Here is a 13,201-nt window from a genome sequence, read left to right as displayed (position 1 = left end):
CCCGCGAAGGGATGCAATCCGGTCTATTGTCAGCAGGCGAGTGGTACGAATGGTTATGTTTGATGAGCCGGTACGGCCAGGCCGCCCGGCACCTGATGGAGAATCTCTATGTTGAAGTTGGCGCGACAGCAGATCTTGCTGGGGCAGTCGGTGGCGACCAAGGCCGAAGCCATTGCCCTGTTGGCAGGCAAACTGACCGAAGCCGGTCTGGTGGAAGCGGGATATGTAGATGGCATGCTGGCGCGTGAAGCGCAGCACGCCACCTATCTTGGCAGCGGCATCGCCATTCCCCACGGCACCACCGACACCCGGCATCTGGTGAAGAACACCGGCGTCATGGTGGCCCAGTTCCCGCAGGGCATCGAGTGGGACGAGGGGCAGATCGCCTACGTCGCCATCGGCATCGCCGCCAAGTCCGACGAGCATCTGGGTATTTTGCGCCAGCTCACCCATGTGCTGGGGGACGAGCAGGCGGCGGCACAATTGAAAGAGGCTACCGATGCCGACACCATCATCAATATCCTGACCGGTGCGACGGCGGCCAAAGAGGTGCAGTTCCTGACCCTGGCCGACTTCCCGGCGGACGATCGCGACCAGCTGCTGCTGGGCGCAGCCGCCCGCGCCAAATCCGCCGGCTGGGGGGATGCCGCCATGGTGAGTGCCCTGCTGGCAAGTGAACCTGCCTACCTGGGCGAAGGCATCTGGCTGGCGCGGGCACAAGCAGCCCAGACCGGCTGGGTGCTGGCAACGCCTAGCACTGCACTGAACGCAGGGGAGCAACCGGTCAGCGCCCTGCTGCTGCTGTGCGCCGCAGATAGCGGCCATCTGGCGCAGCTCGACAACCTGGCCAAACTGGCCGCTGCCGGTCAGCTGGCCACGCTGGCAGGGGGCGAGGGGCTGGCCATGCTGCAAGCGGGGCCGGCCAGCGGTCTCAGTGACACCTTCACCATCATCAACCCCCATGGGTTGCACGCCCGTCCCGGTGCCATGCTGGTCAAGGTGGCCAAAGAGTATGAATCCGACATCCGGGTAGCGAATCTGGATGGCAGCGGCGAGGCGGTCTCCGCCAAGAGCCTGATGAAGGTCATCGGTCTGGGCGTCAAGTGCGGGCACCGTCTGGCGTTTCGCGTCGAAGGCCCGGATGCAGAAGCCGCGCTAAAGGGCATAGGCGCCGCCATTGCGGCCGGGCTGGGCGAGGGGGTGCACTGATGGACCTAGTGACCATCACCCTCAACCCTGCGCTCGATCTCACCACCCGTCTCGAGGCGATGAGCCTGGGCGAGGTGAACCTGGTGAGCGAGGCCAACCTGCGTGCGGCGGGCAAGGGGATCAACGTCGCCATGGTGCTCAAGGACTTGGGCCGCGAGGTGGGCGTCACCGGCTGGCTTGGCGCCGATAACCAGCAGAGCTTTGACTCCTTGTTTACGGAGCGTGCCCTGGCCGATCACTTCGTGCGCGTGGCGGGCAGCACCCGCATCAACGTCAAGATTTCCGAGCAATCCGGTCGGGTCACCGATCTCAATCTGCCGGGGCTCACCATCCACCAAGGGGAAGTGAGCGCCCTGGAGCAGGCCATCGACGAGCTGGCAGCGCGCGCCGACTGGTTCGTGCTGGCGGGCAGCCTGCCCAAAGGGGTGGCCCCCGATTACTGCGCCCATCTGATCCGCCTGCTCAAGGCCAAAGGCAAGCAGGTGATCTTCGATTGCAGCGGCGCGGCCTTGAGCGAAGGGATCAAGGCGGCGCCGACCCTGGTCAAACCCAATCTGGAAGAGCTGAGCCAGTGGGCGGGCCGCCCCATCAAGACTTTGAGCGAGCAGGCCGAGTGTGCCCGCGCGCTGCAGGCCAGCGGGATCCCCAACGTGGTGATCTCCAACGGCGCCGATGGCCTCATCTGGTTTGCACCGGATGCCGTCTGGCAGGCGATTCCGCCGCGCATGCAGGTGGTCAGCACGGTCGGTGCCGGCGATTCCCTGGTGGCCGGTCTCGCCCATGGTCTCAGCCTTGGCTGGACGCCGGAGCAGACCCTGCGGCTGGCCACCGCCGTCTCGGCGCTGGCGGTCAGCCAGGTGGCGGTCGGCTTTAGTGATATGAGTGTGCTCAACCCCTTGCTTGAACAGGTGCGCGTACAGCGTCTGGATGCGCTGGCACCGGTTCAATGCCATACCCCCTCAATGGAAAACTCAGGAGATGCCCAATGAAAGCAATCTTGGTTACGGCTTGCCCGGCGGGCATTGCCACCAGCTTTCTCGCTGCAAAACGGATAGAACAGCAGGCCAAACTGGCTGGCTGGGAGCTCACCCTCGACGTCGGCTCCAGCGTGCAGCCCCGTCAGGTACCGGACAAGGCGCAGATTGCCGCAGCCGACCTGGTGCTGGTTGTCGCCAGCGCCCCGGTGGATCTCGCCGCCTATGACGGCAAGCGGGTCTATCAGGGCAGCATGGAGCTCGCCCTGCAGGATCCGGCCGCCTTGCTGGAAGCCGCCGCCAGCGGCGCCAGTCTCTATCGCCATCAAGCCGCGCCCGCCGCTGCAAAACCGGCCGCCGCAGGCAAGCGCATCGTCGTGGTGACTGCCTGTCCGACCGGGGTGGCCCACACCTTCATGTCGGCAGAAGCGCTGGAGACCATGGCCAAACAGCTGGGTCATCAGATCCGTGTCGAGACCCAAGGCTCGGTCGGTGCCCAGAACGCCCTGACTGCCGAGGAGATTGCATCCGCCGATCTGGTGTTCCTCGCCACCGACATCGAGGTGGACATGGCTCGTTTCGACGGCAAGCCAGTCTATCGCACCAGCACGGGCGCGGCGCTCAAGAAAACCCGTGCCGAGCTCGACAAGGCCTGGAGCGAGGCCAAGACCTATCGCCACAGCGGCGCCAGTCAACCCAAGAAAGAAGAGAAGGCTGGCCCCTACAAGCACCTGCTGACCGGGGTTTCCTTCATGCTGCCCATGGTGGTGGCAGGCGGCCTCATCATCGCGCTCTCGTTCGTGTTCGGGATCGAGGCGTTCAAGGTGGAAGGCACCCTGGCTGCGGCCCTGATGAAGATCGGTGGCGGTTCCGCCTTCGCCCTGATGATCCCGGTGCTGGCCGGCTACATTGCCTACTCCATCGCTGACCGTCCGGGCCTCGCCCCCGGCATGATCGGCGGCATGCTGGCAAGCTCGCTGGGCGCCGGTTTCCTTGGCGGCATAGTTGCCGGTTTCCTGGCCGGTTACAGCGCCAAGTACCTGAGTGACAAGGTGCGCCTGCCGGTGACCCTGGAAGCGCTCAAGCCCATCCTGATCATTCCGCTGTTTGCCAGCCTGTTTACCGGCCTGGTGATGATCTACGTGGTGGGTGGCCCGGTGGCCGGCATCATGAATGCCATGACCACCTTCCTCAACAACATGGGCTCCGCCAACGCCGTGCTGCTGGGTGTCATCATCGGCGCCATGATGTGCTTCGACATGGGCGGCCCGGTCAACAAGGCAGCCTACGCCTTCGGTGTCGGCTTGCTGGCCTCTAAAACCTACGCCCCCATGGCAGCGGTGATGGCCGCCGGTATGGTGCCGGCACTGGGGATGGGGATCGCCACCTTCCTGGCCCGCACCAAGTTCATCAAGGCGGAGCAGGAAGCAGGCAAGGCCTCCTTCGTGCTGGGTCTGTGCTTCATCTCCGAGGGGGCCATCCCGTTTGCCGCCAAGGATCCGATGCGAGTCATCCCGGCCTGCATGGTGGGTGGCGCCCTGACCGGTGCGCTCTCCATGCTGTTCGGTTGTGAGCTGATGGCGCCCCACGGCGGTCTGTTCGTGCTGTTCATCCCGCACGCCATCAGCAACGTCATGATGTATATCGTGGCGATTGCGGCAGGCTCGCTGCTGACCGGCGTCTCCTACGCCATGCTCAAGCGCGGTGAAGAGCAGGCCAAGCTGGCCACGGCATAATCCGCCAGCCAGCAACACGCCATACAAGAGAGCGGCCTTTTGGCCGCTTTTTTATTGCCCAAATTTATTGTCCAAAAAGTGACGAGGGTAGGGCAATCTGGCTTGTGGTTAATGGATTAACCCTCTAGCGTGGAACCCCGAAGGGCGCCACCGCGCCTGCCGATAACCCGATCCTCAGGAGCAGATGATGACCCCCATGATCCCCCCGATTCTCGATTTTGCGACCGGCAAGCTCGGCGGCGCCGAACTGGTGGAAAAGAGCACCACCCTGGCCGACCTGCAGGGGCTTTTTGCCGACCCGCACGCCGAGGCGGCGCTTTCGCCTGATACCCGGCTCTATCGGGTCGCCATGCTGCCCGGCCATGGCGGCGAGGGGGATCTCAACATGGGCGTCACCTATCTGGAGGCGGGCCGGGTCGGCCGGGAATTCTTCATGACCCGCGGTCATCTCCATGCACGCGCCGAGCAGGCGGAATACTACTTCGGGTTGTGCGGGCAGGGGTTGTTGCTGCTGCAGGATATGGCCGGTGTCTGCCGGCTGGAGCGGGTCTTTGCCGGCAGCGTTCACCATATCCCAGGCCATGTGGCCCATCGACTCATCAACACCGGCGAGACGCAGCTCTCGGCGCTGGCGGTCTGGCCCGCCGTCGCCGGCCACGATTACGAAGCGCTGGGATCGCGCGGTTTTGGCCTGCGGGTGCTGGCCGGGGAGGATGGCACGCCCCGCATTGTCACTTCTCTGGGCAAGCCACTTGAAACAGCGCTTGCGGCGGCCCGCTAGGGGCTGCCGCAAGATTGGCGCACCACCAGGGTGGGGGGCAGTATGATGCTCTTGGCGGGTTCGTCGTTGCCGGCCATCCGCTCGAGCAGCAGTTCGCCGGCTTTTCGGCCGATCTCCCGCGACGCCACCGAGACGGTGGTGAGGGGCGGGTCCACCAGCGCGGTTTCCGGCAGATCGTCAAAGCCCACCAGTGCAAAGTCCTGACCGATGACTCGCCCCAGCTTGCGCAGCGCCAGAATGGCGCCGAGCGCCACCACGTCCTGATAGCAGACCGCCGCCGTTACCTCGGGATGCTGTTCCAGCAGCGCCGTGATGGCACGGGTGCCTTCCACCCGGCTGGCGCCGCAGCCGATGATCCACTCCGGCCTGGGGGAGATGCCGTGTTCGAGCAACTTGCTCATGTAGCCACCGAGGCGCTGGGAGCGGCTGATGGAGGCGGGGTTGCCCCCGACAAAGGCGATGTGGCGGTGGCCCAGCTTCAGCAGGTGTTCGGTCGCCAGCTGGCAGCCCAGGAAATTGTCGGTGCCGACGAAGTCGATCGCCACATCCGGCACCGGCCGCACGATCAGGATGGTGGGCATGCGGCGGCGTTGCAGGCTCTCGAAGAAGCTGCGGGGGGTGGTCTGGGTGGCGCAGATCACCATGCCGGCGGCGTTGTTGCGCTGCAGCGAGTCGGTGAACTGCTGCTGCCGGGTGGCCGACTCCTCGCTGTTGGCCAGAAACAGCATCAGATCGTGATGCTCCATCTCCCGGCTCAGGCCCGCCGTCATCTCCGCATAGAAGGGGTTGGTGATGTCGTGCAGCAACAGACCGACCTGGTTGCTGCTCTTGTTGCGCAGGTTGGCGGCGGTCTGGTTGTAGACATAGCCGAGCTCGTCGATGGCCCTGAGTACCCGCTGGCGGGTGTGCTCGGAGATGCGCCCCTTGTTGCGCAGGGTCATGGAGACGGTGGCAGTCGACACCCCCAGATGGCGGGCGATGTCGGCAACGGTCACATTGCTCATGGGATGGATCCTGTCAGGGAGTAGGCCTCAAAGGTATATCGATTAACCTTTAGTTGTTAACTTGCCATGATAAAATTGCCGTCATGATCACATATTTCGCCCATGTTGGCGATCAAATACACCATTTTATGAGGTTAATCTTGTTTATCAGGTTGTGGTTAACAGGTTAATCGATTTATCTCTCTCCCAGGTGTCAACGAGAGAGCAAGCCAATGATTCATTCGAGTTACGTCTCCAACTACGACAAATTCCCGGAAGTGGTGGTCGCCGGCCATGAGGGCGCCGCCTGCGCCGGCTGGCACGAGATAGCCCGGCGACTGCAGGCCGCGGCAGACGGGCAAGGTGGGGCAAGGGTGGTGCTGGTGATCGACTGCTATCACGGCGTGGATCAGGACGAGCTGCGTAGCCAGCTGCTGGCGAGGCTTGGACCCCACACGCTCATCGAGGTGGAGCAGGCCCGCCTGCCCGAATCAAAAGTGCTGGCGATGCTGGAGCGCTTCATCACCGACGACCGGGTGTTTGGCGTGCTGGCCCCCCACAAGATGGTGGAGTTTTTTGACCCGGCCGCGCTGGCTAGCCTGCAGCGGCAGGTCGCAGAGATAACCGGTGGCCTGGTGGTGGTGATGGGCAGCGGCGCTTCGCTGGTGGTGAAAGGGGATGTGCGGGTCTATGCCGATCTCGCCCGCTGGGAGAGCCAGCAGCGACTGCGGCGCAAGGAGCTGGGCAACTGGGGGGCCGGCAACGAGGAGGAGGACATACTGCGCCGCTACAAACGCGCCTTCTTCATCGAGTGGCGGGTGTTTGACCGCCATAAACTGGCCCAGCTGCCCACCATCGATTTCCTGCTCGACACCAACACCCGAGGCAAGCCGACCCTGGTGACGGGGCAGGCGCTGCTGGCGGGGTTGCATCAGGCGGCGCGCCAGCCGTTTCGGGTGGTGCCCTTCTTCGACCCCGGGGTCTGGGGCGGGCAGTGGATGAAGCAGGTGTGCGATCTGGACCCGGCCCAACCCAACTACGCTTGGTGCTTTGATTGCGTACCGGAAGAGAACAGCCTCTACCTGCGCATTGGCGAGGTGCGGGTGGAGATCCCGTCGCAAAACCTGGTGCTGTGCCAGCCCAGCGCCCTGCTCGGGGAGCGGGTACACGCCCGCTTTGGCGCCGAGTTCCCGATCCGGTTCGATTTTCTCGACACGGTGGGGGGGCAGCCGCTCAGCCTGCAGGTGCACCCGCTGACCGAATACATCCAGCAGGAGTTCGGCATGCACTACACCCAGGACGAGAGCTACTACCTGCTCGATGCCAAGCCGGACTCTTGCGTCTACCTCGGCACCCGCAACGGTATCGACCCGCAGGCGATGCTGGCGGATCTGGCTGCCGCCCAGCGCGGCGAGAAGCCCTTCGATGACGAGCGCTTCATCAACCGTTTTCCGGCCCGTAAACACGATCACTTCCTGATCCCGGCCGGGACCGTCCACTGCTCGGGGGAGGGAGCCATGGTGCTCGAGATCAGCGCCACCCCCTACATCTTCACCTTCAAGCTGTGGGACTGGGGTCGGGTCGGGCTCGACGGCATCCCGCGCCCCATCCATCTGGCGCACGGCAGCAAGGTGATCCAGTGGGAACGCGACACCGACTGGACCCGTGAACATCTGGTCAATCGCATCGAACCCATTGCCGAGGGGCCGGGCTGGCGCGAGGAGCGCACCGGGCTGCACGAGCGGGAATTCATCGAGACCCGTCGCCACTGGTTCAGCGTGCCGGTGGAGCACGACACCGGTGGTACCGTGCAGGTACTCAATCTGATCGAGGGGCGAGAGGCGACGGTGGAGAGTCCCGACCATGCGTTCGCGCCGTTTGTGGTGCACTACGCCGAGACCTTCATCGTCCCGGCCTCGGTAGGGCGCTATCGCATCCGCCCGAGCGGCGAGAGTGAAGGGGCGACCATCGCCACCATCAAGGCCTATGTGAGGGGGTAACCAAGATGCTGAGGATCCTTATCGCAACCCATGGTTCACTGGCGCCGGCCCTGCTGGCCAGCGCCAGCATGGTTTACGGCGAACTGCCCGCGGTGGCGACCGTCTCCCTCACCGAAGAGGGGGGGATCGAGGCCTTTCGCTCCGAGTTTGCACAGACCCTGCGCCGCCATGGCGCAGGGGCTGACGGGGTGCTGGTGCTGTGTGACATGGAGTGCGGCACCCCCTACAACGTGGCGTGCCGCTTCGCGTTTGATCCCGAATGGCCACAGCCGCTGGCGGTGGTGACCGGGGTCAACTTCCCCATGCTGCTGATGAGCGCCGATCTGCTGGATGCCGTGGATGTGCACGAGGCGGCCCGCCAGTTGCTGGTTCAGGCGCTGGAATCCATGGTGATCGCGGCCCCGGCGGCTGCGCACCAGCAAGATGACAACTTCTAGGAGAGCGAGATGGCCATTTCATTTGTACGCATTGACGATCGGGTGATCCACGGTCAGCTGGTGACGCGCTGGGCCAGGGAGCTGCCTTGCGACGGCATAGTCGCGATCGATGACGAGGTGGCGGCCGATCCGCTGCTCTCCCAGGTGATGATCGGTGCCGTGCCGGACACCCGGGTGTGGCTGTTCGACGTGGCGACGGCGATTGCCAAGCTGCCCAAGGTGATCGCCAGCGACAAGCGCTACTTCGTGATCGGCAAGTCACCGGTCACCCTGCAGCGGCTCTGCGCCGCCGGCATCTCCCTTGAGAACCACAACGGCAAGATCAACGTCGGGCCCATGAGTGCCCGCGAGCAGACCACCACCATAGGCCCCAACCAGTCGGTCACGGCGCAGGAGATCGCCGCCTTTGACTACCTGGCCGGCCTTGGCCACGACATTGACTTTCGGCTGGTGCCGGATGCCAGCCACTACAGCTGGGCGGATGCCCAGAAAAAGTTGAAATAGGGAGCAGACATCATGTTTCTGGAAGCAACTCTCATCGGGATACTCTGTTATCTCGGTGCCCTCAGCAGCCCTTGGCTGCTGGGATTGACCGGGGGCTGGTACACCATCACCCGTCCGCTGGTCTCGGGCATGCTGGTGGGGGCCATCCTCGGTGATATCCAGACCGGGATCCTCATCGGGGTGGCGGTGCAGGCGGTCTATATCGCCATGGTGACGCCGGGTGGTTCCATGCCGGCGGATCTCAACTTCGTCGCCTTTCCGGCCATTGCGCTGGGTATCCTGTCGGGCAAGGAACCGTCGGTGGCGGTGGCCATTGCCGCCACCATCGGCATCGCCGGCACCATCCTCTTCAACTTCATGATGGTGCTCAACTCCTACTGGAACCACAGGGCCGACGTGGCACTGGAGCAGGGGGACGAGCAGGGGGTCTACCTCAACAGCGCCATCTTCCCGCAGGCCAGCAACTTCGTGCTGCGCTTCGTGCCCACCTTCATCGCCGTCTATTTTGGCAACCAGTACATCGAAGGCTTCATGAACAGCCTGCCGGAGCTGGTGATCCGCACCATGACGGTGGTGGGCGGCATCCTGCCGGCGGTCGGCATCGCCATCCTGCTCAAGCAGATCATCAAGCAGAGCAGCATGCTGATCTACTTCCTGGTGGGCTTTGTCGGCATCGTCTTTCTCAAGCTCAACATGGTGGGGCTGGTGATGATCGGCGCCCTGCTCGCGCTCATCCACTACAACTACAAGCCGGAGCCGCGCCCTGCGCCGGCTGCCCGCGCTGCCACCCAGACCGACGATGAGGATGAATTCTGATGGACGCACAGCTGCAAGCGGGCCAGCCGGTGAACAAGGCGCCGGTGGCCCTCACTCCCAAGGATCTGCGTGCCTGCTGGCGCGCCTGGATGATGTACAACCTCTCCTCTATGAGCTTCGAGCGGCTCGAATCCTTCGGCTTCTGCCTTGGCATGATGCCGGCGCTGAAAAAACTCTATCCCGGCAAGGCGGAGCGGACGGAGGCGATGAAGCGTCACGCCTCCTTCTACAACACCGAGCCTCAGCTTGGCGCCATCATCAACGGGTTGGCGGTGGGGCTGGAGGAGAAGCGGGCTAACGGAGAGAAGATCGATGGCGAGACCATCAACACCCTGAAAGTGGGGTTGATGGGGCCCATCGCCGGGATCGGGGATTCCATGATCCCGGGCATGCTGGTGCCCATTCTGCTCAGCATCGGCATGGCGCTGGCCGCCGGCGGCAGCGTGCTGGGGCCGCTCTTTTACATCATCAGCTTCAACGCCATCGTCATCACCGGCTCCTACATGCTGTTCATGAAGGGCTACCGGATGGGGACCGGCTCGGTGGAGGCGCTGGTGAGCTCGGAGTCGGTCAAGCTGCGTGAGGCGCTTTCCCTGCTCGGGGTCTTCGTGATGGGCGGGGTGGCAGCCAGTTACGTCAATCTCTCCACCGGGCTCGATTTCGTCACCTCCGACGGGGTCAACATCCAGCTGCAGGCCATGCTGGACGGCATCTTTCCCAAACTGATGCCGCTGCTGGTGGTGCTTGGCACCTGGTATCTGATGGCCAGACGCAACGTCTCGCCGGTCAAGGCCATGCTGGGGCTGCTGGTCGTGGCCTTTGTCGGGGTCGCCGTCGGGCTCTTCTAGGCCGCTCAAGGGTTGAGGTGAACACAGACAGGGGAGAGCAGGGCTCTCCCTTTTTATGGGCTGGATGATGGGTTGGCTGGAGAGGTGATGAGATGCATGACGAGATAAGAGAGGCCGCGCAGCGCTGCCAACGCTGGCTGCTGGAGGAGGCGCTGCCTCACTGGGGGGCAAGGGGTTTTGATTGGGCGCAGGGGCTGTTTGCCGAAGGGCTGGATGGCGCAGGCGCGCCGCTCTGGCAGCCCATTCGTTTTCGGGTGCAGAGCCGCCAGATCTATGTGTTCAGCCACGCCGCCCTGCTCGGCTGGTATGAGGGGGGCGAGCTGGCAGAGCGCTGCGCCATGTTCGGCATGAGGCACTTTGCTGATGGTGCCGGCAACCAGCTGTTTTCCCTCAATGCCGATGGCTCGCCCGCCGACAGTGCGGTGTGCTGCTACGAATACGCCTTTGCCCTGCTGGCCGAGTGCTGGCTCTACCGCTTGAGCGGCGAGCCGCGCTGGCAGCAACAGGCCGAGTCGCGTTATCAGGCCATCGAACTGCTCTTTGCCGATCACCTGTACGGCGGGTTTCACTCCCGCTTTCCAGCAAGCGCGCTGCGCAGTCAAAACCCCCATATGCATCTGTTCGAAGCGCTGCTGGTGGCGGCGGAGAGCTTTGATGAGCCGCGCTGGCAAGGGCGTGCCCATCGGCTCTATCAGCTGTTTCGCCAGCGCTTTCTTGAGCCCGCCTTGCTGCGGGAGTTCTTCGATGAGCGGCTGTTCCCGACCCATCCCGATTCGCACCTGATCGACCCGGGCCATCATTACGAGTGGTGTTGGCTGCTGGCCCGTTACCGGGCATTGGCGCAAAGGTGGGAATGTGGGCCGAGTGAGCGCGAGATAGACGAGGGGATCGCCATCCTGACCGGTTTTGCCGCTGCTCACGGCCACGGACCGACCGGGCTGGTGCTGGATGAGCTCACCGATGACGGGCGGCCCCATCGGGCGACCAGCCGGCTCTGGTGTCAGACCGAGCAGCTCAAGGCGCTGCTGGCAGCCTACGAGCGGCGAGGGGAGGCTGAGACAGCCCACCGGATTGGCGCCGTGGTGGGGCGGATCTTTGGCTATTACCTGATGCCGGCCCTGCCGGGTCAGTGGCTAGATCAGGTGGATGTGACGGGGGCGCCGTTGGCAGGCCATGCACCGGCCAGCACCTTCTATCACCTGTTCGTGGCGTTCAGCGAGCTGGTGCGGGTGGCGCAAAGGGAGGGGTAAAGAGGGATAAGAGAGGGGCGGGGTTTAAAAATCCCAGCCCGGTTGCTCCGGCGGCTCGGGTTGGGGCCCCTCCTGCGCCTTGCGGCGGGCGGCTTCCACCCGCGCCTTGCGACCCCGGCACAGGCGCATCACCTCTTGTTGCTGGGCATGGCTCATGGTGAGCCAGTTGAAACGCTCCTCGCGGCTGCGCAGGCACCCCTTGCAGTAGCCCTTGTTGTTTACTTCGCAGACCCCGATGCAGGGGCTCTGCAGCGGGAAGATTTCGAGCTGTTCCATCCATGGCCTCTCACACCCTGTTACCTTGTTATAACCCAGAAGATCCCCTTTGGAGAAATCCGCCGTCCCAGGCCTGAAGGCGTTTGCTTTCCCCCTGCAAATTTGGCATCTTCCCCGCCGAACATAACCCTTGGTGTTATATGAGGACATATGAATAAACACGCTTACTGGCTGACCGCCGCAGTGCTGGGGTTGGCCGGTTGTGCGGGCAACTCTGAGCAAGCCCAGGTGCCCAAAAACAAACCTGATGCCAGATGTTTTCTCAACTGCGAGGTGCCGGAAAATCTGGGCAAGCAGTATCTGGACGGTCCCCTGCCTGATGATCTGGTGCGAGTGGAGCGGGTCAACAGCCGACAGCGCGCCGACTACAGCAAGTTCGGCCCCCAGAGCCGGCTGGTGCTGGAGCGCTCCGGCAAGATGACCCGCCGCTATGGCGAGCTTTACCATCAACTCTCCCGCTGGGTGGCCAATGGCGGCGATCCCGCTCAGATCACCCGTTACGGCATCAGCCTGGCCCAGCTGGGTGGCTCGGATCGGATGGGCAACGTGCTGTTCACCGGTTACTACTCGCCGGTGCTGGAGGTGCGTCACCGCCCGGATGCCAAGTACAAGTACCCCATCTATGCCATGCCCAAATGCGGCGGACGCTGCCCGAGTCGGGCCCAGATCCATCAGGGGGCCCTGGCCAACCGCGGGCTGGAGCTGGGTTACAGCAAATCCCTCATCGACAACTTCCTGATGGACGTGCAGGGCTCGGGCTTCGTCCACTATGGTGACGACGATCGGCTGCAATATCTGGGTTACAGCGGCAAGAACGGTCACGGTTACGTCAGCATCGGCCGGGTGCTGATCGATCGTGGCGAAGTGCCCAAGGAACAGATGTCCATGAAGGCCATCAAGGAGTGGGCCAACCGCCAGCCGGAGGAGAGCGTCAAGGAGCTGGTGGAGCAGAACCCCTCCTATGTCTTCTTCGAGCGTCGCCCCACCAACGACGTGATCGGGGCCGCCGGCATTCCGCTGCTGCCGATGGCGGCAGTGGCCGCCGACAAGACCCTGCTGCCGATGGGCACGCCTATCCTGGCGGAAGTGCCGTTGCTGGACAAAGAGGGCAACTGGACCGGCAAGCATCAGCTGCGGCTGTTGATTGCGCTGGATGTGGGCGGTGCGGTGAAGAAGGGTCACCTCGATCTGTACCACGGCATGGGTGAGAAGGCCGGTGTCGCGGCCGGTCACTACAAGCACTTCGGCCGGGTCTGGAAGCTGGGTCTGCACCATGGGCCGACCGCCGCGCCCTGGCTGTAAGACCCTGCGGGGGCGGATGGCGCATCTACCGCCCGCCCACCAGGCATAGAGATGGATGTAAAAAAGCCGCCGGAGCAATCCGGCG

Annotated in this window: 13 protein-coding genes; 11 read left to right on the top strand and 2 right to left on the bottom strand. The window is 63.8% G+C overall.

Annotation, left to right across the window (positions count from 1 at the left end; translation table 11 throughout):
• Window positions 1-108: 108 nt before the first annotated feature.
• From fruB to C2U40_RS10555, 4 genes are all read left to right on the top strand, one after another.
• On the top strand, window positions 109-1,209 hold the full coding sequence (fruB, locus tag C2U40_RS10570) for a fused PTS fructose transporter subunit IIA/HPr protein (protein ID WP_103826849.1): 1,101 nt from the start codon (window positions 109-111) through the stop codon (window positions 1,207-1,209).
• On the top strand, window positions 1,209-2,198 hold the full coding sequence (gene pfkB, locus C2U40_RS10565; RefSeq protein WP_103826850.1) for a 1-phosphofructokinase: 990 nt from the start codon (window positions 1,209-1,211) through the stop codon (window positions 2,196-2,198). The genes fruB and pfkB overlap by 1 nt, the downstream gene beginning before the upstream one ends.
• Window positions 2,195-3,919: a PTS fructose transporter subunit IIBC gene (fruA, locus tag C2U40_RS10560; protein ID WP_103826851.1), complete on the top strand. Its 1,725-nt coding sequence runs from the start codon at window positions 2,195-2,197 to the stop codon at window positions 3,917-3,919. The genes pfkB and fruA overlap by 4 nt, the downstream gene beginning before the upstream one ends.
• A gap of 196 nt (window positions 3,920-4,115) precedes the next feature.
• Window positions 4,116-4,700, top strand: a complete 585-nt coding sequence (locus C2U40_RS10555) for a glucose-6-phosphate isomerase family protein (RefSeq protein ID WP_233768835.1) — start codon at window positions 4,116-4,118, stop codon at window positions 4,698-4,700.
• Here the strand turns inward: C2U40_RS10555 and C2U40_RS10550 are convergent.
• Window positions 4,697-5,704 (bottom strand): LacI family DNA-binding transcriptional regulator, encoded by a 1,008-nt coding sequence (locus tag C2U40_RS10550; RefSeq protein WP_016350646.1) that lies wholly within the window; start codon window positions 5,702-5,704, stop codon window positions 4,697-4,699. The genes C2U40_RS10555 and C2U40_RS10550 overlap by 4 nt on opposite strands.
• Before the next feature lie 212 nt (window positions 5,705-5,916).
• Between C2U40_RS10550 and C2U40_RS10545 the strand changes: the two genes are divergently transcribed.
• From C2U40_RS10545 to C2U40_RS10520, 6 genes are all read left to right on the top strand, one after another.
• Entirely contained in the window at window positions 5,917-7,683 is a 1,767-nt protein-coding gene (locus C2U40_RS10545) for a class I mannose-6-phosphate isomerase (RefSeq protein ID WP_103826853.1), read from the top strand.
• Between the two features lie 5 nt (window positions 7,684-7,688).
• Window positions 7,689-8,120 (top strand): PTS sugar transporter subunit IIA, encoded by a 432-nt coding sequence (locus C2U40_RS10540; protein ID WP_103826854.1) that lies wholly within the window; start codon window positions 7,689-7,691, stop codon window positions 8,118-8,120.
• 9 nt (window positions 8,121-8,129) lie between these two features.
• Window positions 8,130-8,624: a PTS system mannose/fructose/N-acetylgalactosamine-transporter subunit IIB gene (locus tag C2U40_RS10535; protein WP_016350649.1), complete on the top strand. Its 495-nt coding sequence runs from the start codon at window positions 8,130-8,132 to the stop codon at window positions 8,622-8,624.
• Window positions 8,625-8,636: 12 nt separating this feature from the next.
• Window positions 8,637-9,440 (top strand): PTS mannose/fructose/sorbose/N-acetylgalactosamine transporter subunit IIC, encoded by an 804-nt coding sequence (locus C2U40_RS10530; protein ID WP_011706182.1) that lies wholly within the window; start codon window positions 8,637-8,639, stop codon window positions 9,438-9,440.
• Complete coding sequence (locus C2U40_RS10525; protein WP_103826855.1) at window positions 9,440-10,288, top strand: PTS system mannose/fructose/sorbose family transporter subunit IID; 849 nt, start codon at window positions 9,440-9,442, stop codon at window positions 10,286-10,288. The genes C2U40_RS10530 and C2U40_RS10525 overlap by 1 nt, the downstream gene beginning before the upstream one ends.
• Before the next feature lie 92 nt (window positions 10,289-10,380).
• On the top strand, window positions 10,381-11,538 hold the full coding sequence (locus C2U40_RS10520) for an AGE family epimerase/isomerase (RefSeq protein ID WP_103826856.1): 1,158 nt from the start codon (window positions 10,381-10,383) through the stop codon (window positions 11,536-11,538).
• Between the two features lie 24 nt (window positions 11,539-11,562).
• Here C2U40_RS10520 and C2U40_RS10515 read toward each other — a convergent pair whose 3' ends face one another.
• Complete coding sequence (locus C2U40_RS10515) at window positions 11,563-11,814, bottom strand: DUF1289 domain-containing protein (protein WP_103826857.1); 252 nt, start codon at window positions 11,812-11,814, stop codon at window positions 11,563-11,565.
• Window positions 11,815-11,964: 150 nt separating this feature from the next.
• On the opposite strand from C2U40_RS10515, the gene mltA reads away from it, so the two are divergent.
• Window positions 11,965-13,116, top strand: a complete 1,152-nt coding sequence (mltA, locus tag C2U40_RS10510; protein WP_011706178.1) for a murein transglycosylase A — start codon at window positions 11,965-11,967, stop codon at window positions 13,114-13,116.
• Window positions 13,117-13,201: the final 85 nt, after the last annotated feature.

Origin of the sequence: Aeromonas sp. ASNIH4 (genome assembly GCF_002934425.1) — a bacterium.
GTDB classification, from domain to species: Bacteria; Pseudomonadota; Gammaproteobacteria; order Enterobacterales; family Aeromonadaceae; genus Aeromonas; species Aeromonas hydrophila.
Note: the sequence above shows the minus strand (reverse complement) of the source record. Positions and strands in the feature narration are given on the sequence as shown.